This is a genomic window from Microcoleus sp. PH2017_09_SFU_O_A, assembly GCF_020738625.1.
GTDB lineage: Bacteria > Cyanobacteriota > Cyanobacteriia > Cyanobacteriales > Microcoleaceae > Microcoleus.
Genome location: NZ_JAEQCF010000007.1, coordinates 102,921 through 126,297 on the forward strand (window position 1 = coordinate 102,921; position 23,377 = coordinate 126,297).

General features: G+C 44.5%; 17 protein-coding genes. 8 read left to right on the top strand and 9 right to left on the bottom strand.

The window, feature by feature from the left end; genetic code table 11:
- Nucleotides 1-73 precede the first annotated feature (73 nt).
- Nucleotides 74-547, bottom strand: a complete 474-nt coding sequence (locus tag JGK16_RS04870) for a TspO/MBR family protein (RefSeq protein ID WP_293175689.1) — start codon at nt 545-547, stop codon at nt 74-76.
- Nucleotides 548-913: 366 nt separating this feature from the next.
- Nucleotides 914-1,495: a hypothetical protein gene (locus JGK16_RS04875; protein WP_293175687.1), complete on the bottom strand. Its 582-nt coding sequence runs from the start codon at nt 1,493-1,495 to the stop codon at nt 914-916.
- A 352-nt stretch (nt 1,496-1,847) separates the two neighbouring features.
- Between JGK16_RS04875 and JGK16_RS04880 the strand changes: the two genes are divergently transcribed.
- Nucleotides 1,848-2,162, top strand: coding sequence for a zinc ribbon domain-containing protein (locus JGK16_RS04880; protein WP_293189773.1), 315 nt, complete (start codon nt 1,848-1,850; stop codon nt 2,160-2,162).
- Between the two features lie 190 nt (nt 2,163-2,352).
- Here JGK16_RS04880 and JGK16_RS04885 read toward each other — a convergent pair whose 3' ends face one another.
- On the bottom strand, nt 2,353-3,207 hold the full coding sequence (locus JGK16_RS04885) for a DUF1232 domain-containing protein (RefSeq protein WP_293175683.1): 855 nt from the start codon (nt 3,205-3,207) through the stop codon (nt 2,353-2,355).
- A 111-nt stretch (nt 3,208-3,318) separates the two neighbouring features.
- Between JGK16_RS04885 and JGK16_RS04890 the strand changes: the two genes are divergently transcribed.
- On the top strand, nt 3,319-4,146 hold the full coding sequence (locus tag JGK16_RS04890; protein WP_293189774.1) for an NAD-dependent epimerase/dehydratase family protein: 828 nt from the start codon (nt 3,319-3,321) through the stop codon (nt 4,144-4,146).
- Nucleotides 4,147-4,456: 310 nt separating this feature from the next.
- Here the strand turns inward: JGK16_RS04890 and JGK16_RS04895 are convergent, their stop codons facing one another.
- From JGK16_RS04895 to lysS, 4 genes are all read right to left on the bottom strand, one after another.
- Nucleotides 4,457-5,089, bottom strand: coding sequence for a Uma2 family endonuclease (locus JGK16_RS04895; protein WP_293189776.1), 633 nt, complete (start codon nt 5,087-5,089; stop codon nt 4,457-4,459).
- A gap of 150 nt (nt 5,090-5,239) precedes the next feature.
- Nucleotides 5,240-6,001, bottom strand: a complete 762-nt coding sequence (locus JGK16_RS04900) for a DUF4184 family protein (protein ID WP_293175677.1) — start codon at nt 5,999-6,001, stop codon at nt 5,240-5,242.
- A 66-nt stretch (nt 6,002-6,067) separates the two neighbouring features.
- Nucleotides 6,068-7,330: a SufS family cysteine desulfurase gene (locus JGK16_RS04905; RefSeq protein ID WP_293175675.1), complete on the bottom strand. Its 1,263-nt coding sequence runs from the start codon at nt 7,328-7,330 to the stop codon at nt 6,068-6,070.
- 430 nt (nt 7,331-7,760) lie between these two features.
- Nucleotides 7,761-9,314: a lysine--tRNA ligase gene (lysS, locus tag JGK16_RS04910; RefSeq protein ID WP_293175673.1), complete on the bottom strand. Its 1,554-nt coding sequence runs from the start codon at nt 9,312-9,314 to the stop codon at nt 7,761-7,763.
- A gap of 473 nt (nt 9,315-9,787) precedes the next feature.
- Between lysS and JGK16_RS04915 the strand changes: the two genes are divergently transcribed.
- From JGK16_RS04915 to JGK16_RS04940, 6 genes are all read left to right on the top strand, one after another.
- Entirely contained in the window at nt 9,788-9,994 is a 207-nt protein-coding gene (locus tag JGK16_RS04915) for a hypothetical protein (protein WP_293175671.1), read from the top strand.
- A 50-nt stretch (nt 9,995-10,044) separates the two neighbouring features.
- The gene (gene tkt / locus JGK16_RS04920; RefSeq protein ID WP_293189777.1) at nt 10,045-12,060 is read left to right on the top strand and encodes a transketolase; all 2,016 of its coding nucleotides are present in this window, start codon (nt 10,045-10,047) and stop codon (nt 12,058-12,060) included.
- Nucleotides 12,061-12,381: 321 nt separating this feature from the next.
- Nucleotides 12,382-15,174: a PAS domain S-box protein gene (locus tag JGK16_RS04925; RefSeq protein ID WP_293202835.1), complete on the top strand. Its 2,793-nt coding sequence runs from the start codon at nt 12,382-12,384 to the stop codon at nt 15,172-15,174.
- Nucleotides 15,175-15,224: 50 nt separating this feature from the next.
- Nucleotides 15,225-15,671 carry a response regulator gene (locus JGK16_RS04930; RefSeq protein ID WP_293155910.1) on the top strand — a complete coding sequence of 149 codons (447 nt, stop codon included), beginning with the start codon at nt 15,225-15,227 and terminating at the stop codon, nt 15,669-15,671.
- 1,031 nt (nt 15,672-16,702) lie between these two features.
- A complete protein-coding gene (locus tag JGK16_RS04935; RefSeq protein WP_293175663.1) occupies nt 16,703-18,202 on the top strand; it encodes an ATP-binding protein in 1,500 nt (499 codons plus the stop codon).
- A gap of 664 nt (nt 18,203-18,866) precedes the next feature.
- Nucleotides 18,867-19,955 (top strand): response regulator, encoded by a 1,089-nt coding sequence (locus tag JGK16_RS04940; RefSeq protein WP_293175659.1) that lies wholly within the window; start codon nt 18,867-18,869, stop codon nt 19,953-19,955.
- Nucleotides 19,956-20,310: 355 nt separating this feature from the next.
- Here JGK16_RS04940 and JGK16_RS04945 read toward each other — a convergent pair whose 3' ends face one another.
- Together JGK16_RS04945 and JGK16_RS04950 are read right to left on the bottom strand one after the other, a co-directional pair.
- Nucleotides 20,311-22,917: a PAS domain S-box protein gene (locus JGK16_RS04945; protein ID WP_293189780.1), complete on the bottom strand. Its 2,607-nt coding sequence runs from the start codon at nt 22,915-22,917 to the stop codon at nt 20,311-20,313.
- On the bottom strand, nt 22,914-23,309 hold the full coding sequence (locus JGK16_RS04950) for a response regulator (RefSeq protein ID WP_293175655.1): 396 nt from the start codon (nt 23,307-23,309) through the stop codon (nt 22,914-22,916). The genes JGK16_RS04945 and JGK16_RS04950 overlap by 4 nt, the downstream gene beginning before the upstream one ends.
- Nucleotides 23,310-23,377: the final 68 nt, after the last annotated feature.

The window sequence follows — 23,377 nt, forward strand, 5'->3', positions numbered from 1 at the left end:
GACACACCCTAAAAATCTTTCCCTTTTCCCTTTTCCCTTTTCCTTCTTCCGACTTCCCTCGGACTTCTATCAATTAAACATCCGCCGGATTGAGGTGCATCATCGCCCAAGTCGTGTAAGTGCCGATCGGACTCCAGAGTATGTAAGGCAGCAATAACAAGGTCGCTGATTCAGAAGCAGCCAACACGCTCAAAGCTAGCAGCACGCTTAAAATTGCGCCAGTTCCGCCGATTATCGTACCGACTTTGAGGCTCCTAACTTTGCACATAACCGACGTATAAGACATAGTTACTATTTCTAAAAGCAGGTACAAACCCATTCTCAACCAAGTCTCCTGAGTTCCCGGTGCTTGCTCCCAAACAATCACTGCTGACCAAGCTCCACAAATAAAAATTACTGTCCAAATTATAGGAATTGCTGCTTCAATTTTTAGCCATCTCGGACGCACTAATCGGTTGAACCATTGGATGTCACTGGTCGAAATTCTGTTAATCGCCAAAGCTACTATCAAGACGACTGCTCCAATTACCATCCATGATTTAATCATTTCTCTACCTTTAGCTAGATTAACTGTTTCAATTAAACCTATATTTTAGGTAATTCCGAGGCAAAGCACATCTCTCTCCAGTCTTAAATTGATAATTGCAAGGTAAATTAGGCTGTTCAACAGTTGACAGTTGACAGTTGACAGTTGACAGTTGGAGAGCGACCTCTACCTATAAGTCCTAGGAATGAAACAGTGAATAATTTTGTTTTATTTCTCCCTCGAAGGAGGAGGCTCTAAACCCATTCTTCTTGGTTAAAAACAGCAAGTTTATTGCCTTCACAATCCCGGAAACATAACCTAATTATGTAGGGTGCGCGACGCGCACCTTACCGCGACAAGTAGCGCTTAGCCTTGCAAATCAATCCGCTAGCCGAGCCGGTGATGGTGTTCTAATTCTAAACTAGAGTCATCATCTTTTCTGGGAACCAGAAGCGTATTTTCACTGCTCGGTTGCAACACAGCTTTAATTACTTGGAGAAAACGGTTGGGTTTTTTAGTTTGGCCGTTGAGTGTGCGACGATCTTTAACTTTTTGAGAAAGGTGTCGCATCACAGATAAATCGAGTTCATCGATGAAATGATCTGCTATACGTTCTCCCATTAAATCAATAGCTTCTGAATACTGATCTGTCAGCATTTCTATGGCATCGTATGCTTCATCAGCAACTTGACTTGCTACTGTTTTATTTTGATCCCCTGATGTCTGAGAATGGCTGCGGCGCCGGTCTAAAAGACTTTGATACTCAGCAACACTCATTCCCAAATTGTAGAGGTGATGGTGAGCGTGATCCATCAAATCTACTTCACTAGGATAGAAGAAACCGCGAGTGCTGTTGATGCCGTGCAGTTTTGCCCAACGCCGCAGAATAGTCTCATCTTGTAGTTGGTATCGCTCCAACATTTGAGCTGTATTCAGCTCCACTTCTGGCGTAACTTTGAAATCGCTCATCGGTAAATCCTCACTGGTGAATAGATGAATACACTTGAAACTTAAAATCAGTAGTTTGGGCGCAGTCTGAAATGACGATAAATCCTTTGACGGCATTCAGAGAAGTCTTGGGGGCATTTGCTAGCCGTCGATCGAGTCAGAGGATTTCAGGGTAGCGTAGTATTGGGCTTGGTCTCGATCGCATTCGGGAGCAACTGCACAGGGTTAATAATATAGCTGATTTGCTGTTTCAACAACCATTAAAAATAGTAAACTTTGCTTTTTTGGCTTGAATTGTTAGTAATTTTGAGTTATAATACTCACTGTTACCGTGCAATTAGTAATTTTAGTAGTTGCAAGCGAGATTCTTAGTATGCCTGTATACGATTATTTTTGTCCCACAAACAACCAGCAGTTAGAAGTTTCGCACAGCATGAACCTGGAAGTTTCGACTTGGGCCCAACTATGCGAGTTGGCTAAGTGCGAACCCGGGGATACTCCTGGAGATACTCCGGTACGCCGAATGCTGAGCGCTCCGAGGTTGATGAAGCCGACATCCGACACTGATTACAAAAATCAGGGTTTCAGCAAGTATGTGAAGCGAGATGAAGGGGTTTATGAAAATGTCACGGCTAAAGATGGTGAAAGCCGTATTATCAATCGAGAAGGTAAGCCGCTGAAAGACTGAGAATCCACAATCACTAAGTTCGTAGTGAGGACTTCAGTCCTTCTTAAAAGTTCGTAGTCAGGACTTCAGTCCTTCTTAAAAGTTCGTAGTGAGGACTTCAGTCCTTCTTAAAAGTTCGTAGTGAGGACTTCAGTCCTTCTTAATTTTTAAGTTTAGCAGGACTAAAGTCCTTACTACAAACCTGATAAGATTATTTACCAAACCAATCACTCATTTTCTGCTGTGCTTGTGCTTTAGTTTCAGCATTAATGTATACTGAAACAGTCGCTATCGCCGCCAGCAACACCCCCAAATCATCTGTAAATCCGACACCGACTAATATATCTGGAATCGCATCAACCGGAGATATAAAATAGGTCAAAGCTCCCACAACAACGGTTTTAGCCCAAGCCGGTACGTTGGGATTTTGAGCAGTGTAATAAAGCGTCAAAGCTTTTTCAACTACTTCTCGGCCAGCGCTTAAAGCAAATTTTTTAAGTTTTGCCCAAAAACTTTCATCGGAATAATCTGGTTGCGGATTGCTGAGGTTTATGGTGGTTCTTTTGGGGTCGATTAAATCGAGAGGAATGCCCTTATTTTTGAGCTGGGAAACGGCAGTATTAAATGATGCTGATGCTTGATTTTTTTTGGGCGCAGCCTCCTGTATTTGTTTCATGTCTGCGATGAATTCTTGCATGGCTTGAATTTGCAAATCGGAAACTGCGAGCATTTTTTTCGCGGATTGAATCGCCTCGCTTTCTGTGGGATGCAGGGTATTATTTGCCAAAGCAATGCCGATCAAAAAATACATGACTCCCAAGCGCAGCGGTTCTTTTGACTGACTGAGAGTTTGCAAACAGTCGCCCAGAGATGGTGGAGTCGCTGTGTAGGATTGGATTTGAGCCTTGGCTGAATCCGAAAACTTGTCTAAATTTATGGTTTTAAACAACAAATTTAGTTCGTCAATATCAACAGAACCGTCGGCGGCTGCGATCGCAAATAAAGAACCGTAAAAAGCTAAAAGTTCGGTTTCTGAAGATGTAGCAAAAATATCTTGTTCGGACATGATGCAACTGGGATCGCTCGCGACGATCTCGATCGTACCACAAACCTGACCTCGAATCTTCGCAAAAACCGGCAATAATCTTAGAGGCTAGGACAAAATGGAGAATTTTTGATGAAAGTTGCGATCGTCGGGTGCGGCTATGTGGGTACTGCGACAGCCCGACATTTACGCGGTAAATCTGATTGTACCGTGACGGCGACAACTACGACGGCGAGCCGAGTTAGTGAATTGGAGGGTGTCGCCCAGCGGGTAGTTGTGCTTAAGGGAAATGATGCAGGTGCGATCGCGAGTTTACTGCAAGACCAAGATGCTGTTATGCTGTGCGTCGGTGCTCGAAATGCTGATGCTTATCGAGAAAGTTACTTAGAAACTGTGACAACTTTGGTATCAGTTTTACAGCAGATACCGACAGTCAAGCAGGTGATTTATACGGGTACTTATTCTGTGTACGGCGACTGTCAAGGTAAACTGGTAAACGAAGAATCGCCCGTCGCACCAGCCAATCCCAACGGTGAAATTCTCGCCGAAACCGAACGAGTTTTATTAGCAGCATCGAATCCAAACCTGCAAGTTTGCATTCTCCGTTTGGGTGGCATTTACGGGCTCGGGCGAGAATTAGTTAAAATCTTTGGGCGTTGGGCTGGGACAACTCGTCCGGGCGCCGGGGAAGATGCGACAAATTGGGTACATCGAGATGATATTGTTGGGGGATTGACCTTTGCATTGGACAATAGATTGCAGGGGATTTACAATTTAGTCGGGGATGTGTCGCTATCTAGTAGCGAATTACTCGATCGCATTTTTGAAACTCACAATCTACCGAAAGCTACTTGGGATACATCTGTGAACAGCGTGCGGCCTTATAATGCGAGGGTATCGAATCAAAAGATTAAGGCGGCTGGCTATCAGTTTATACATCCTGAAATTAGGGAGTTTTAATTATCTGAATTTAGATCGTGTCCGCGGTTATAAAGTTATAAAGTTCGTAGTGAGGACTTTAGTCCTCATAGTTTAAAGAGGACTAAAGTCCTTACTACAAACCTATTTTATCGTGCTACTGACTGCGGACACGATCGGGAGCATCTCAGTTTTGCATTTAATAGTGCTGTCCCCGCTCGCGTATTATACGATACGCGAGCGGGGACGCTCGCACTATAAGAAAAAAATGCTTTTTACAAAAATGAGATACTTCCGAGACGATCTTACCAACTCGCCACAATAAAAGCCATTTTGTCCGTAATTCCTGATGCTATATTTTCCCCCTAACCCAAGTCCTAAAAGATTTCAGCAAAGCAATTTCCCCCATCGTTTGAGTGCGAGTGAAAAACCCAGCCATTTCGGCTGCTGATACAAAGGGAAAAGCAATACTAAAGTCGCGCTCAATATATTCTGTTTCTACTAGCTGATAAAATTTCAAAACTCGCCCGTTATACAGCCAGAGTTCCGGGACTCCAAGTGCTGAGTAAATGGCAAACTTATTAATTGAACTGCTGGTAATATCTATTTCAATGGCTAAATCAGGCCGTGGGGCAGTTTCTAAATCCAGTTCTTGCGTGTCTCTGACTGCTGCTTCATTTTGGATATAATAGCAGCTATCTGGTTCTATTCCTTTTTTGGTATTTTTAAGCTTGAGAGTAGTTGAGCCCGCACTTTTAATTTCAATGTCGATTTCTTCTGCCAAAATGAAAATGAAACGATGAAATTGAAGTTTATAACTTTCATGAAGGTATGAAGGAGTCATGATTTCTAGCATACCCTCATCGTAAGCTATGCGATAACCTCGCTTATCGCCTATTTCTTGGAGCAAGGTTTCAAAGGTTCGCCAGCTAATATTTTCTAGAAGTCTTCTCTGTTCGGCTAAACTTGAAGTGGTAGCAATCATCTCAAAATCTCCTTGAGCTGAGAAAACTCTGGTTTTATTGTAGCACGGGCAAAGTTAGTTCCCAAAAAGCGTTCTTTTTTGAGCCGCGGATGCACGCGAATGAACGCGGATACTGGAAGGGAATTGAGAATTATCTTTTTTACCCAATTCTTAGTTTAATTGCTGAAAACCTTTGAGCTTCCAGAATGTAGCTGAGTATAAAAAACAACCGATAAATAGCCCGGAAATAGAACCAATAACAGCTCTAACAACTATCCCCGAAAAACTTCCATCCTCGGCTAGGTGTAATTTTACGGCAATTGCTGCGAAGATACCAGATGTGAGCAAAATGCAGCCAGTTGCTAATAATTTCCAGGAAATAGGTAGCGTTTCTTGCTTTTGGCGAGGTTGAGTGTTGAGTAACCATACTAAAAACCAAATCGACAAACCGCAGAGCCCGAATATGCCACTTCCATATTGAAGTAATTTGTAAAGTGGTAGAGACACAATCTTAGATTGCAGCAGAGGAAAGTTGACGACAAACCATCCTGTGGAATGAGTAAAATCATCCCAAACAATATGACTGATGCCACCGATCGCGATCGATGCTATAATGATTAAAAATCTAGATAATGGAAAGAACGAGTATCGTCTGATTGGTGGTAGTCTATCGGCTACCTGTGAGGGAGCAAGTGCCAGCAGCGGATGCTTGAAAAACAAATGAAACACTAGCAACATAACCAGGGAACAGGGTATACCTTCAACGAACACTCCTGGTAAACTGTGTCCAATGCTTCTGACTGGTTTTAGGGCGATAAAATATTGCAAATCGGGTATCATTGTCCCAATTGCGATCGCTAACAAATCCAATTTTCGTTTAGATAGCAACCAGATGGGCGCGGCTGCGATCGGATGTGCAATTGTAAAAGGCATTCTGCTCAACTGAATCTTGAAAAAAACTTTGGTAACTGAGGTGGGCAAATACCCACCCCATAAAGCTTACCCCATCATCTCACCAAAAAAGTCGATCGTCTCTTTCAAGGCTTTGACAAACACATCAATCTCCTCATGGGTATTGTAAAAATACACACTCGCCCGTGCAGTAGATGAAATGTTCAAATAGCGGTGCAAAGCTTGCGTGCAGTGATGCCCGGAACGAATCGCGACCCCCTCCGCATCCAACATGGTGGACAAGTCTTGAGGGTGAAGTTCTCCGGCGCTAAATGATGCTAGCGCTGCCCTACCTTCGCCGTTGCTGTCTGGTTGTGGCCCGTAGATTTTGATCTCGGGAATTTGCCGCAACTGTTGGAAGAGATAAGCCGTCAAGTCGGCTTCGCAAGCGTGAATCCGATCCATGCCTATGTTACTAAGATAGTCGATCGCAGCACCAAGGGCGATCGCCTCACCGATTGCCGGAGTCCCCGCCTCAAACTTGTGCGGCAAATCAGCATAGGTGGAATATTCGAGAAACACATCAGCAATCATCTCGCCGCCGCCGAAAAACGGAGGCATTTCTCTCAGCAAGTTTAGTTTACCGTACAGAAAACCGATACCAGTCGGAGCGCACATTTTGTGGCCGGAAGCAACCAGCCAATCGCAATCCATTGCTTGCACGTCTACTACCATGTGCGGCACGCTTTGGCAAGCATCAATTAAAACTTTGGCGCCGAAACTGTGGGCAATTTTGCATATTTCTTTGACTGGATTGATGCAGCCTAAAGTATTGGAAACGTGAACCACAGATACCAACTTAGTTTTGTGGGAAACCAGCGTTTTAAACTGTTCCAAATCAAACTCGTAAGTTGCAGTCAACTCTACAAACTTTAACACCGCACCAGTTTTTTGAGCAATCATTTGCCAGGGAACGAGATTGCTGTGGTGTTCCATCACCGACAGGATAATTTCATCTCCCGCTTGCAGATTGCTTAAACCCCAAGAATAAGCAACTAAATTAATTGCTTCCGTGGCGTTGCGAGTGTAAACAATTTCTTGTCGCGATGCTGCATTGATAAATGCTGCAACTTTGTCTCTCGCACCTTCGTAAGCATCAGTTGCTTTGGCGCTGAGAGTGTGGGCGCCGCGGTGGACGTTGGCATTGTATTGTTCGTAGTAATCGCGCCAAGCGTTGAGTACAGCTAGGGGTTTTTGGGAAGTCGCTGCGTTGTCTAAATAAATTAGCGGTTTACCGTTGACTTTTTGCGTCAAAATGGGGAAGTCGGCGCGAACTTTTGAGGCTAGAGTTTTTTCTTGAATAAGTGTCATATTTTCTGAGTTAACAATGAGAAGTTATTTTTTTGCAAGATTAGGGCGCAATTCCATTTTAAACGATTTTTTGCATCAATAGGTACGTTGTTGGGCTTTAGCCCTTTTTATATATGTCTAAAGAGGGCTAAAGCCCAACAACGTACTTTAATTAATTCCGCTTTTTGGCTGCGGACTGAAGTCCGCACTACAAACGAATCTTACTGCGGTTAATTGATCGGACACGGCTTTGAGGGGGAAAAGTCAATTTGGATTTTGGGATTTGAAAATCCAAAAGCCTTTCGAGTCTAACTAGAGCTTTTCTCTAAAAGATGAGGTATGACTGACAGCTTATATAATACACTAAGAGGGCTAAAGCCCAACAACGTACCTCACCTATCTGAGAAGGGCTATAATCTTGATAAATCAAGACACCACCTACAAAATTTGACTAATCTTTCACTGGCCGCATTGTCGGGAACATTACGGCATCTCGGATGCTTTGAGTATTAGTTAAAAGCATCACCAATCTATCTACGCCGATGCCCATTCCCGCACAATTCGGCATTCCCAAAGATAGCGCTTGGATGAAGTCTTCATCCATGGGATGCGCTTCGTCGTCGCCTGCGTTTTTCTGCGCTAGCTGTTCTTCAAAGCGCTTTCTTTGCTCTTTCGGATCGTTCAATTCTGAGAAGCCGTTCGAGTATTCTGTGCCATTAATAAATAGCTCGAAACGTTCGACAAATCCCGGTTTGCTGCGGTGTCCTTTGGCTAGAGGACTGACTTCGACGGGATAGTCGATGATGAATGTCGGTTGAATTAGTTTGGGAACAACTAATTTGTCAAAAACTGCGTACAAGACGTAGCCTAAACTTTGTTGTTCTAACTTTGACAGATGCAGTTCTAGCTTGCTTGCAGAGCCGATCGCACTTTCCAAGTCCAAACTGTCAAAATCCAGCCCAAACTCGTCTCTGACAGCTTCCACCATCGTTTTAACTTGCCAGTGTTTGCCGCTAAAACCGGGATATTTGTCGCTGTAGTCGAACTTGCGCTCTAAACTGATGGTTTCTCCCTGATTTTCAATTTCCACGACATCTCCAAAGACAGCCGCCGCCGCAAAACACATCACATCTTCGACAACTGTTAAAATGTCGAACACATCTGCATAAGCTTGGTAAACTTCTAAGGAGGTAAACTCGGGATTGTGAGTGCTGTCAATACCCTCATTTCTAAAGGCTTTTCCTAGTTCAAATACTCGCTCAAAACCGCCGCAAATAGCTCTTTTTAAGAACAGTTCCGGTGCCACTCGCAAATATAAGTCTACTTCCAAAGCATTGTGGTGCGTCATGAACGGCTTAGCAGCAGCACCACCGTAAATAGCTTGGAGTGTCGGTGTTTCTATTTCGTAAAAATCTGCTTTCCAGAGATAGGAACGGATGCTTTGAACGATGCGGCTGCGGAGCATGAAACGGTTGAGCGCATCTTGGTTGCTAGCCAAATCCATTTCGCGGTGGCGGCGGCAAACTTCGGGGTCGTTAATGCCGTAATAAGCATCGGGAAATTGGATTGTAGCTTTTGATAAAAGGGTGAATTCCCGCACTAAAATAGAAAGTTCTCCCCGTGGCGTGCGGCAGCCAATACCTTGGACGCCGACAAAATCGCCGATATCAAGCAATTTTTTAATTTGTTCAAAGCTCAAACCGACTTCACCGGTGACGATTGCTTTCTCGATTTTGAGTTGAATTTTGTCTGTGGCGTCTTTTAAATCGATGAAACCAATTTTGCCGCTGTCTCGCTTGGAAATAATCCGGCCTGCTAATCGCAGGGAAATTTCTTCGGGATCGCTTTCTCCGTTGGCGAGTTCTTTTCCCGGCTGACTAAATATTTCGCGAACTTGTTGGGCTGTGTGCGATCGCGCGTAGGATTGGCTAGGATACGGTTCTATGCCTTGCGATCGCAGTTCGTCTACTTTTTGACTGCGGACTTCGGCTTCACTCAGAGTCATTACTTATTGCCTGGTTAAAATTACCAATATCTTACATCTTGCACTATTCTCGTGCTGGCGCTTCGGGCGGGCTCGCCTGCTCACCCCACCAGAAAATTCACTCTTTGTGGGACAAGCATCTTGCCTGTTCCTGACCAAGCTGCAAAATGTGAGAAACACTAGACTTTATCATAACCGCGCAACAGGGATGAATTTTTCAAACAACTAAGATACACTTGCGATCGTCAGGCGTGCCTTAACTGTTGACTAACATCTGCGATCGCAACCGCCACATCCGGCGCAGACGTAAATAATCTCACAAAAAAAAACTAAACTCCTTACAGATAAACGGTTTGATTCCCACTCTCAACTGCCAACTGTCAACTGCCAACTGCCAACTGCCAACTGCCAACTGCCAACTACCAACTGTCAAAGCGGGCGAAACCTTAAAAAATTAAGTTGTCTGTCGATCGCAAGTGGTGAGATGATATGTAGTGCAGCCTCACGGCAGTTCCACAGAAACTGAACAGCAGAGACGCGGGCGATCGAACTCGACTCATCGCACCTCTGCCACAATCGACCACACATATCATGTCCGGTCGATCGATCGTACTATTTGGGTCGGGGCGGGTTTACTAAAACTCTGGTTTTCATTGGGGATTATTGGTGAACCCGCCCCTACAAGAATTACGATCGATTGACCCGATATGATATCACACACACTCTCTCTTAACATATAAAAACCAGAATTATGGCTGTTGCAACTCAATCACTCGAAGAACTCTGCATCAACTCTATCCGCTTTCTCGCCATCGATGCGGTAGAAAAAGCAAAATCAGGACACCCGGGACTGCCGATGGGCGCTGCTCCTATGGCCTTCGTGCTGTGGGATCGGTTTATGCGGTTCAACCCCAAAAACCCCAAGTGGTTCAATCGCGATCGCTTCGTCCTCTCCGCCGGACACGGCTGTATGCTACAGTACGCCCTCATGCACTTGACCGGCTACGATAGCGTCAGCCTCGACGACATCAAGCAATTCCGTCAGTGGGAATCCAAAACCCCCGGACACCCAGAAAACTTTGTCACCGAAGGCGTAGAAGTTACTACAGGCCCTCTGGGACAAGGCATTGCTAACGCCGTCGGTTTGGCAATGGCAGAAGCTCACCTCGCTGCCAAGTTTAACAAGCCCGGTAACACCATTGTTGACCACTACACCTATGTCATCATGGGTGACGGCTGCCACATGGAAGGCATTTCCGGCGAAGCTTGTTCCTTGGCTGGACACCTCGGACTCGGCAAATTAATTGCCCTGTACGATGACAATCACATTTCCATTGAAGGCGACACTAGCTTGGCCTTTACTGAAGATGTCGGCAAGCGTTTTGAAGCTTACAACTGGCACGTTATTACAGTAGACAATACTGCTCTAGACAACGATACTAACCTAGAAGCAGTTCACAAAGCTATTGAAGAAGCGAAAAAAGTCACGGACAAACCGTCCATGATTAAAGTCCGCACCATCATTGGTTACGGTTCTCCCAACAAGCGCAATTCTTACAGTTCTCACGGTGCTGCTTTGGGTACCGATGAAGTGAAAGCAACTCGCGATTTCTTGAAGTGGGAATACGCACCGTTTGAAATTCCTAGCGATGCTTTGTCACACTTCCGCAAAGCAGTTGAACGCGGCGCTCAATCTGAGCAAGAATGGAATCAAGCTTTTGCTGATTATAAAGCAAAATATCCCGCAGAAGCAGCGGAATATGAGCGCACCGTTGCTGGCACACTTCCCGAAGGTTGGGATAAAGTTCTCCCGACTTACAAGCCGGAAGATAAGGCAGATTCCAGCCGGAATCATTCTGGAAAATGTTTGAATGCTTTGGCTGCTGTCCTACCTGAATTGATCGGCGGTTCCGCTGACTTGGCATCTTCTAACATGACTTTGCTCAAGGGTGAAAAAGATTTCCAAAAAGGTCAATACGAAGGACGCAATCTGCGGTTTGGTGTGCGGGAACACGCTATGGGCGCGATCGCCAATGGTATGCTCCTCCACGGTGGTTTGCTTCCTTACTGCGCCACATTCTTAGTATTTGCCGACTATATGCGCGGCGCAATTCGCCTCTCTGCACTCTCCGAAGCCGGAGTCATCTACGTCATGACTCACGACTCCGTAGCCTTGGGCGAAGACGGCCCCACCCACCAACCAGTCGAAACCATCGCTTCCCTGCGCGCCATCCCCAATTTATTGGTAATGCGCCCAGCCGACGGAAACGAAACATCCGGTGCTTACAAGGTGGCAGTTGAAAGCCCCAAACGCCCCACTTTGATGGCTTTGTCTCGTCAAAACTTGCCCAATTTGGCCGGAAGCTCGATCGAAGGAACAGCCAAAGGCGCTTACACTTTGTCAGACGACGGCGGTACTCCCGACATCATTTTGATCGGCACCGGTGGCGAAACATACCTCTGCGTTGATGCCGCTGAAAAATTGCGCGCCGCCGGCAATAAAGTCCGCGTCGTTTCGATGCCTTGCTGGGAATTGTTCGACTTGCAAGATGCCGCTTACCGCGAATCTGTACTACCAAAAGCTGTTACCAAACGGTTAGCAGTTGAAGCAGCTTCTAGCTTCGGCTGGGGACGTTATTTGGGTTCCGAAGGCGACAGCATCAGCATCGACACCTTCGGCGCTTCTGCACCAGGCCCCGTTGCTCTAGAAAAGTTTGGCTACACCGTTGATAATGTCGTAGCTAAGGCTAAAGCGCTGTTGGGTTAATCAATAGCAGCAGCATAATTTTGGATGGGGCGGGCTTGGGGCTCGCCCCTTTTTTTATGGGTGAAGGAAGAAGGAAGACGGAAGAAGGAAGACGGAAGAAGGAAGAAGGAAGACGGAAAAAGATAAAACTTCAACCCGCGGAGGCGGGTTTTGTTTGTGTAGCCGCGAATGACCTTCGCCCGGTCTTCTGTAGATTTTTGAATTTTGAGATAACTTATAAGTTATTGGGTTAAATTTTCCATTCCCCATTACCCATTCCCAATTACCAATTACCAATTCCCAATTCCCAATTCCCGATTCCCCATTACCCATTTCTTTATCATGTGGACTGTTTTAAATAACCTCTTATTCATCGGGAATTACATTCCTCACGGCCACTGTTACCTTTGGCAGCGAGAGCTTGTCGCGCTGCATATAGTGTCAGACTCGATAATTGCCCTGGCATACTATTCAATACCCCTATCCCTAATTTATTTTATCAGTCAGCGAAAAGACTTGCCATTTCGCAACATTTTTTGGCTGTTTGCCGCCTTTATTATCTCCTGCGGTACTACTCATGTAATGGAAGTTTGGACGCTTTGGCATCCTGTTTATTGGGTTTCTGGCTGTCTAAAAATGATTACCGCCGCGATTTCTGCTTACACGGCTTTTGCATTAATTCCTTTAGTTCCCCAAGCATTAACTCTCCTGAGTCCAACTCAATTAGGGATGATCGATCGCATACTGCAACAAGAAATCATCGAACGCCGAGAAACAGAAGCTCGCTATCAAACCTTAACTGAAGCTTCGCCGGTGGGAATATTTTATGCAGACGCTATAGGAGATTGCTTGTATGTCAACGAGCGCTGGTGTCAAATTTCGGGAATGGGCTGCGATGAAGCTTTGGGTAAAGGGTGGTTCCAAGGCATTCATCCAGACGACCGCCAGCGGGTTTTTGACCAATGGTACAGCGCCGCTGCCGAGAAATTGCCGTTTAAATCTGAGTACCGCTTTCAAGGCATCGATCGCACTAAAATCAGTTGGGTATTCGGTCAAGCTGTCGGTCAAGTCGGAGAAAATGGGAAGGTTAAAAGTTATGTTGCTACTATTACTGATATTACAGAACGCAAGCAGGTAGAAGAAGAAAATCGACTGCTCAATGAAACTCTGGAGCGTCGAGTAGTCGCTCGCACTGCTCAAATTGAAATTTACAACCACAAATTGCAAAAAGAAATCGCCTACAGACAAAAAATTGCGTTCACTTTGTTAGAATTGACGCAACTGCAAAATGCAATTCTTAATAGCCCTAACTACACAATTATTTCTACCGAACCAGACGGTACGATTAAAACATTTAATCTGGCAGCCCAGAAACTTTTAGGCTATTCCTCCGAAGAAGTGGTGGGAAAATTTACGCTAGCAATCATTCACGATCCTGTGGAGGTCGGTAAAAGAGCAGAAATTCTTTCTCAAGAATTGGGAGTAAAAATAGAGCCTGGGTTTGAGGTTTTTGTTGCCTGGGCGCGTCGGGGAATAGCTGACGAAAATGAATGGAGTTACATTCGCAAAGATGGTTCGCGGTTTCCGGTACTGCTGTCTGTGACTGCCTTATTTGACAACAACGGAAATATTAACGGTTTTTTGGGTATCGGTCAGGATATTAGCGATCGCAAACAAGCTGAAAAAGATTTCCGCGACCTCACCATTGCCCTGCAAAATGCCGTGGAAGGCATTTCGCGACTGGACATTGAGGGACGCTACGTCAATGCTAACCGAGCTTACGCTCATACCTGCGGTTACGAACCCGAAGAAATGGTCGGTATGGAATGGATACTCACCGTACATCCTGATGATATTGAGATGCTAATCTCAGCTTATGAGGAGATGCTAATTTCTGGCAAAGTAGACGTGGAAGCTAGAGGAGTCCGGAAAAATGGAACGTTTTTTTACAAGCAAATAACTCTGGTAAAAGCTTGCGACGCCCAAGGGACATTTAACGGTCACCACTGTTTCATGAAAGATATCACCGATCGCAAACTAACTGAAAGAGCCTTGCAGGAAAGCGAATTCAAGTACAGACAAATAGTTGAATTAGCAGAAGAAGGTATTTGGGTAATTGACAGCAATTCCCTCACGACTTATGTCAATCACGCAATGGCACGAATGCTTGGCTATAGTGAAGTAGAAATGTTAGGTAGACCGCTTTTGGATTTCACGGACGAACCGGAAAGAACATCAAATCTCTATCCTGTGGATTGGCGCCAGCAAGCTATTGGTGAAAAACGTGAAGTACAACTAAAAACTAAGGAGGGTAAAGATGTTTGGACTTATATTTCTACCAGTCCAGTATTCGACAATCTGGGGAATATGCTGTCTTGTTGTGCGTTGGTTTACAACATTACAGGCCGCAAAGAAGCAGAGGAGCAAATGCTGCAACTTACAGAAGATTTGAAGCGTTCTAACGAGGAACTAGAACAATTTGCTTATGTGGCTTCCCACGATTTGCAAGAACCGCTCCGAGCCGTTACCAGTTACACTCAATTACTCGCCCAGCGCTATCAAGAAAATTTGGACGATCGCGCCGATAAGTATATTAATTATATTGTTGACGGCGCGACCAGAATGCAACAATTGATTAATGATTTGTTGGCGTATTCGCGACTGGGAACGAGGGGTCAGGAGTTTGAGCCAGCCGACTGCAATGCTGCTGTCAAGCAAAGTTTGTGCAATTTGCAAATTGCGATCGCCGAAACCAAAGCTGTCATCACCTGCGACGCGATGCCAACGGTGATGGCAGATGAATCTCAACTGGTGCAATTATTCCAAAATTTGATCGCCAACGGCATCAAATTTTGCCGCGAAGACATCCCCTTCATTCAGATCGCAGCCCAAAGGCAAGAGGGCGAATGGCTGTTCAGCGTCCGCGATCGTGGCATTGGCATCGATCCTGAGTATGCCGATCGCATTTTTATCATTTTTCAACGCCTGCACGGACGCCGCGAATATTCCGGTACTGGCATAGGTTTGGCGATGTGCAAGCGCATTGTGGAACGCCATGGCGGGCGGATATGGGTGGAATCTCAGGAGGGAAAAGGAGCGACTTTTTACTTCACTATTCCTATAATTAATAGCTGAAGGGTCAAAGTTCAATTTTTTTTTCCTCTAATCAAAAGGATACGCCAGTTATGAGCGATCGAAGCACTGTTAGACCCGTTGAGATTCTGCTGATTGAGGATTCGCCCAGCGACGCCGATTTGGCAATAGAAGCCTTCGGTCAGGGTAAAATATTGAATAACTTACATTTTGTGGAGGATGGAGTTGAAGCAATCAAGTTTTTACACAAAACAGCACCCTACCTGGGCGTACCCCGTCCTGATTTAATTTTGCTGGATTTGAATCTGCCCAAAAAAAGTGGCGTTGAAGTGCTAGAAGAAATTAAAACTGACCCTAATTTAAAATTAATTCCTGTAGTGATTCTCACCACTTCAGCAGCTCCGGAGGATATTGCCAAGTCCTACTCGCTCCACGCCAACTGTTACATAACTAAGCCTGTAGACTTCGTACAATTTACTAAAGTAGTCAGGTTAATTGAGGAATTCTGGCTCGCAGTCGTCAAACTTCCTCTAAATTAAACAACAGATACTTTGCTGATGGCCAATAGAAAATTTTTTCAACTTTTTGAAATTCGGTATAGGAGGATTCACCCAGCAGTCCTGATATCGGTAAAAAATGCAAATGTAGGCTAACTGCAAACCCCAGAGCCATTTCTCATGCCAGAATCGCAAATAGTATCACTTGGCTAGAAAAAGTCTGGCAAAAAGCATTTTTTTCACAAGTGGCATAAGAGTGGAAGATGGAGTTTGATACTCCCCATGCCTAAAGGCGAGGGGATTCTTGAAGAAACCATAATCGGATCTACAAAGGCGCTATCAATTCGCCGCTACTCGCTCAACTTGAATTTCTTCAAGCATTGCGTATACTTTAGTTTTTTTTGCTTTCAGAGTCCATCACTAGCCAAAAGTTACGGTACGCTCAACAACCAGCCTTTTGTTTGCCCTTTAACTATTCCGAATCAAGTCGGATATGTCCGTTGCCGGGATTGCACCGTACTAGGTTGTTTCAACACGTAGATGGTTATTCCTACTCAATCTTCTTAATCATAACATCAATTTTCGATATGTTTCATTGATCGATAGTTCGGACAGTTTTTTAACGACTCTGTAAGCGTTACAGACTAAGCCCTGGCATTTTTAATGATTTTTTGAAACGAGCGGGCTAGACTTAAAGATTGAAAAAATAGTCAGCCCTATAGCCATCAAGGGTTTGAGATACTCGATCAGATCTAAAACTGTCCTTCGTATTGATTGATGTATGTAAAGAAATATTGAAGGCGGTTGAAACCGCTACCGACTTGGATCCGTGTCGTTAGCCCGGGGCTTGCGTTTCGCTCTTCGGTCAGCAAGGATTTTTTTCCAGCCAGAAAGTTTGTAGTGGGCGTACCCCGTCTTGATTGCATTATGCTTGACTTGAATTTGGCTAAATAAAGTGGTTTGGAAGTGTTACCAAATAATAATTTTCAAGTTGCAAATGGCAGGGTCAAGAAAAAAAGTTTAAGCTGAGATTGATACGCCGTGAAAATGTTACAGCCAAAAACCTCTAAGCTATGTGGATTAAGATTCTGTTAATAGAAGACAATCCCGCTGATGCTGATTTGCTTGCAGAACTTTTAGAAGTATCTGGGGGCGTTCAGTGGGAACTCGTGTCTGTTGAGTTCCTGCATGAGGCGATCGCCCAACTGTCCAAACAACACTTTGATATAGTATTGCTCGACCTTTCTTTACCCGACAGCCGCGGTTTGGAAACCCTAACTCGCCTGCGAGAAGTTGCTCCCGATACAGCAATGGTGGTAATGACAGGCTTGGACGATGAGGCGATAGCCCTAGAATCAGTTCGCTTGGGAGCTCAAGATTACATTGTTAAAGGTCAAATTACTACTCCATTATTAGTGCGGACTATCCGCTACGCGATCGAACGATCGCAAACATTCCAAATGCTGCGGGAAAGCGAGCGGCGTTTTCGGGCGATTTTTGACTCTTCCTTTCAACTCACCAAGCTGCTGACTCCCGAAGGAGTCGTGCTGGAAGTCAACGAGACAGCCCTCGATTTTGCCGGAGTGCGATCGCAAGATATAGTCGGCCGCCCGATTTGGCAAATGGTGATTTGGCCTCAAACCCGAAATTTTTCCGAACAACTGCAATTTGCGATCGCCAAAGCCAGCCGCGGCGAGTTTTTCCGCAGCGAAATCGACTTGGTAGGCAAAAACGGCCAAATTGTCACAGTTGATTTCTCACTCAAACCTGTTAAAAATGAGACAGGACAAGTTTTGCTGCTGATTGCTGAAGCCCGCGACATTAGCGATCGCAAACGCGCAGAAGCTGAAATTCTCAAAGCCCTCGCACGAGAAAAAGAACTTTCCGAACTGCGAGCCAAATTTGTCACCATGGTTTCCCACGAATTCCGCACCCCCCTGACAACCATCCAATTTTCCGCTGGATTGCTCCAAGATTACAGCGCTAAGTGGTCAGAAGAAAAAAAATCTACTCATTTTGTGCGGATTCAACTAGCCATCAAACGCATGACAGAGTTATTAGAAGATATCCTCGTAATTGGCAAAATAGAAGCAAACACCTTACCATTTCAACCGATTTCCTTAAACCTCGAAAAATTTTGCCGTCAACTCGTAGAAGAACAGCAGCTCAACGATAGCAACCAACATCCGATCGCCTTTATACATGAAGGCGGCAACTGCGACGCTCAAATGGATGAAAAACTGCTGCGGCAAATGTTGGGAAACGTCCTCTCAAATGCCATCAAATATTCCCCCGCCGGCAGTTCAGTTTCCTTGAGACTAAATTGTCAAAACGGCAAAGCTGTTTTCCAGGTTCAAGACCAGGGCATCGGGATTCCCCAAACCGATATAGAGCGGATCTTAGAAACTTTTTACCGAGCTACAAATGTCGGCACTATTTCAGGAACAGGTCTCGGTTTAGCAATTGTGAAAAGAGCCGTGGAACTTCACGGCGGCAAACTGGCGATCGAGAGTCAAGAAGGAAAAAGCACAACTTTCACTATTACCTTACCTTTAATTTGTGCTAGCCAATAAGCTGCTGCGCCAGAGAGAGAGAGTGCGAGAGGGGAAGACGAGTTGATTAATGTTAATAGTTCATTCAAATATATAGCGGTTCTCATAAAGACGAGGTATGTCACATTCTGCTACGATCGTCGGATTGATAACACACACGCGCCCAGAGCCTCTTTACCGGAGTTTAACCTCAGAAAGCTTGGAAGCATCTCAGTTTTGGAAAAAGCATTTTTTTTACAGTGCGAGCGTCCCCGCTCGCGTGCTTTATAAAGCACGCGAGCTCCCGACACCACTACAAATACAAAACTGAGATGCTCCCGAAAGCTTATAGGAAAGAAACTATCGATTACCAATTACCCATTAGCCATTACCAGACATACATCATTTTTGGGAGAAAGGTTATACAATTTAAATGCAGTACAGATTCAGGGTGCATCTAGCGCAAGGCGAATATATTCGTAGGGGCGAAGCATGACCGCAGTCAATATGAGATGATAACTAATAACTTATATGCGGTCATGCTTCGCCCTCTTCCTTGCGCCAGATGCACCCCAGCTTCACGACTAAATTATCAACTATAAGCATCCGCCACTTAACGCTCAGTTAACAACACAAACAAACAAATTTGTCAAGTATCCTCACACAGATCTTTTGCAACAACTACTAACGAAAAGGAGCAATAACCGTGGCAAAGATTTTAGTAATAGAAGACGAAGAATCGATTAGAGAAAACATTTTAGAGTTACTGGAAGCCGAGAATTTTGAAGGCATTGGAGCGAACGACGGTAAAGTCGGTATCAAATTGGCGATCGCACAAATCCCCGATTTAATTTTGTGCGACATGATGATGCCGGAAATTGACGGTCACGGCGTCCTCAAAGCTTTGCGTTCCGACCCCATAACTGCCACAATTCCGTTTATTTTCCTCACAGCCAAAGCCGATAAAAGTGACATTCGCACTGGCATGGAAATGGGAGCAGACGATTACATTACTAAACCTTGTACGCCACAAGAACTGCTAAAAGCAATTGCTATTCGACTTGATAAACAGAAAACAATTAGCAAGCAATCTCAAAAAACCCTAGACGAATTACGCATTAATATTAGTATGTCGCTCCCCCACGAATTGCGGACTCCTTTGAATGCTATTCTGGGCTTTTCCGAGTTAATTTTGTCAGAATATCAGGTGTTCGAGGATTCAGACATCTTAGAAATGATCGGTCAAATTAACACTTCAGGTCATCGCTTATATCGGCTGATTCAGAACTTTTTGCTGTATGCAGAACTTGAGATAGCAGGCACAAATCCCGAACTGCTAAAAGAAATGCGCTGTAGCCAATTTAGCTGCGTACAATCTTTGCTCACTCAAAAAGCGCTCCAGCAAGCGAAACAGGTGAATAGAACAGATGATTTAAAATTAAATTTGCAGGATGCGTCGGTAGCTATTGATTCTATGAGACTTACAAAAATTGTTGAGGAACTGCTGGACAATGCCTTCAAATTTTCTTTAGAAGGAACGCCAGTTTTATTAAGCACTTTCGTGGAAAATGAGACTTTTATTCTGTCTGTCAAAGACCAAGGCCGCGGCATGACTCCCGATCAGATTGCACAGCTAGAAGCTTACAGGCAGTTCGATCGCAAACTTTACCAACAACCAGGTTTGGGATTGGGCTTGGCCATTGTTCAACGCCTAGCAGAATTGCACGGAGGAAAATTTAAAATAGAAAGTTTGCCACAGCAAGAAACAATAGTTTCCGTTTCCCTGCCAATCTAAACAATTTTAGATTTTAGATTTTATATTTTAGATTTTAGACTTGGGGATGATTTACTAAATCGGGGTTGGGATCTTCCCTAAAGTTACATTATTTTGGGAAAAAGTAAACCAGAATTATGGTATTCTAGATTAAAATTGCATATTTAAATCTAGAATACCCATCTCCCCCTCTCCCGGGAGCATCTCAGTTTTGTATTTATAGTGCGAGCACGCAAGAGCTCGCGTATTGTACAATACGCGAACTCTTGCGTGCTCGCACTCAAAGAAAAAATGCTTTTTATAAAAATGATATGCTCCCCATTCTTCCCCTCTCCCCCTCTCGAACATAACAGACAATCTCTCGGGCAAACAAAGCTTATGCAGGAGCGATCGCCCGTTTCACACATCGGTGCATATAAATTTGAGCTACCTTATCCCCAGGATTGACTTGCAAGCACGCCGAAAACAATCTTGTAGCTTCGAGAAATTTGTCACTATTGTAGAAAACCAAACCTTGCTCAAACATTGTCTTTGTATCTAACTTTTTCTGCCGCAACTCGGGCGGATCGGCCGTAAATATTTCATAAACCGTTACCATGCGCGATTTGCCTTTGACTGTAACGCGATCGATCAACCTAAAATCATAAACATCATTTAACTGTACAAAAGTATTGTGAGTAATTAACATCGAAACTCCATACTCTTTCGTCAAACTTTCCACGCGAGAAGCTAAATTAACCGCATCGCTAATCACCGTGCTATCCATCCGATTTTGCCCCCCCACCGTGCCTAACATCAAAGAACCCGTATTGATGCCAATGCCAATTTGTAGCGGCGCGCGATCGGGCCGACTGCGACTCATATTATACTCGTTAAGCTGCTGTAGCATGGCAATTCCAGCTTTCACCGCATCGTCCGCACTGCCATTAAACAGCGCCATAATTGCATCGCCAATGTATTTATCAATAAACCCAAAATTTTCAGTAATTGCAGGCTCCATCCGCGACAAATAAGCATTAATAAATTGAAAATTTTCTTCAGGACTCATCTGTTCTGAAAGAGCCGTGAAATTCCGAATATCTGAAAACAACACCGACATTTCTTTCTGCACCTGATCGCCTAATTTTACATCCAGAATACTTTCATATCCCAGAAAGTGTAGAAATTGGTGCGGCACAAACCGCCCGTAAGCATCTGTTAATTTTTCTTCCGCTGCTAAAGCCTTTTGCAGCTCATCTGTGAAGTTGCGGCGCTCGGTTTCTACCTCTTGACGCTCTGTGATATCTTGAAAAACTGCGATCGCGTAAACAATGTTTTTCCGTTCGTCGTAGATTGGAGTCGCCCAAATCTCGATCGGCACAATCCTCTCCGGGCGGTGAATTTCTGCATCATCAGAGTGCACCACTTCCCCCCCCAGCGCCCGCACAATCGGTTGTCTCTCGCTTGGATACAGCTCATTAGTTCCGGCGCAGTAAGTTTGATAAACTTCCGGCAAAGTGCTAGGAATAACATCAGAAACCAAGCCTTTGCCAAGTATTTTCTCAGCCCAAGAATTCATGTAACAAGGTTTCCCAATACCATCAACCACAAATATACCCACCGGCACCGCTTCCAGCAATTGAGTCAGCCGATTTTCGCTTTCTAACAGTGCTTCATTGAACTTTTCTTCAGCTATCAAAGCTTTTTCCAAATCATTCGTAAACTTCAGGCGTTCCGCATCTACAAGTCTTCGCAAAGTAATATCCTCAGCAAAACCCTGGTAGTAAAGCAGTTCACCCCTAGCATCAAAAACAGTACGTGCATCCTCAGAAATCCAGATAATACTGCCATCTCGGCGGTAAACTTCCGACTCAAACTCAGACACAGTACCGTACTGTTCCATCAACGCAAAAAACTCTTGACGGCGGTGCGGTTGCACGTACAATTGCCGCTGAATCTCATTAACACTTGCCATCAATTCTTCAGGGGAATCATAGCCGTAAATTTGAGCGAGAGCAGGATTAGCGCTAATCAAAGTTCCGTCAGGTGCAGTCTGAAAAATACCTTCGAGAGCATTTTCAAATATCCGGCGATACTTCTCTTCAGCTTGCACCAGCGCTGCTTCAGCTTGCTTGCGTTCCGTAATATCAGTAAAAGCAATAATCCCGTAGCAAATATCCCCGAGAGAATCATAAATAGGAGTCGCCCAACTCTCCACCGGAATAACCTTATTACCAGTCCGAATTTCCACACCCTCAGTCCGCACACTTTCGCCCCGCAGCGCCTGCATAATTGGCAATTCTTCCACAGGACATCTCTGATTAGTTCCGGCTTTATAGAATTGATAAATTGCTGCTTTCTGCTCCGAATTAATATGGGGTACAGTGCCTTTCCCAAATACATCCCGCGCCTTTTGATTAGCATAAAAAGATTGACCGTTCGCATCAAGCACGCACACGCCCAACGGCATCGCTTCCAGGTATTGCGTCAACCGACTTTCGTTTTCGTGGAGTTTAGCAATCAGCATCGCCTGCTTGCGGTTTAATCTTGCCAACTCCTGATTCATTTCCTGAAGTTCTATTTGTTTTTCAGCTAATTGTTTATCTTGAAAATATCTGTAGATTGCCTCAGTAACAGTTAATTTTAAATCATCGGTTTGCCAAGGCTTAGGTATGTATCGGTACAATTTAGCATAATTAATAGCATTGGCTACCGCCTCCAAATTAGCCTGCCCCGTCAGCATAATCTTGAGAGTTCTCGGCGAGATGGCATGAACGCTTCTCAATAGCTCGTCTCCTTTCATATTCGGCATGATATGATCGGAAATAATCAAAGGAACTTCATACTGTTCTGCTAAAAGTTCAGACAGCAATTCCAAAGCTTCTTCGCCGCTTTGGGCAGTTTCAATTAAATATTTATCTTCAAAGGCTTTTAGCAGGTCTATTTCCAGACTATCGAGTATAGTCTGCTCATCATCCACACAAATAATCACAGGTTTTTTCATAACTTTGCTAGACCAGACTTAATCGCTTCAATTAATTCTTGATTTTGCCAAGGTTTTTGTATAAAAGCATGAAGATTGGCTTGAGATTTTGTGCGTTCAATTGCTTCTTTGTCCGCTTGTCCTGTCAGCATAACTGTCACAATCTGCGGATATTTTTGATGAATTTTAATCAGCAACTCATCTCCTTTCATTCCAGGCATCAACCAATCAGAGACAATAACTAGAATGTTAACCTCATCTTCACACAGCTCTTCAATAATCTCCAGTGCTTCGGCAGCACTTTCAGCAAATTCGCAAAGATATTTACCCTTAAATGCCTGTTGCAGTTCAATTTCCAGACTTTCCAACACCGCTACTTCATCGTCAACACACAAAATTGCTGGTTTAGACATCGCTAGTTTCCTCCTTTCGTCTGGCAGGGTGAACCCGGATGGGCAGCACGCCGTTTTCCAAATTCTAC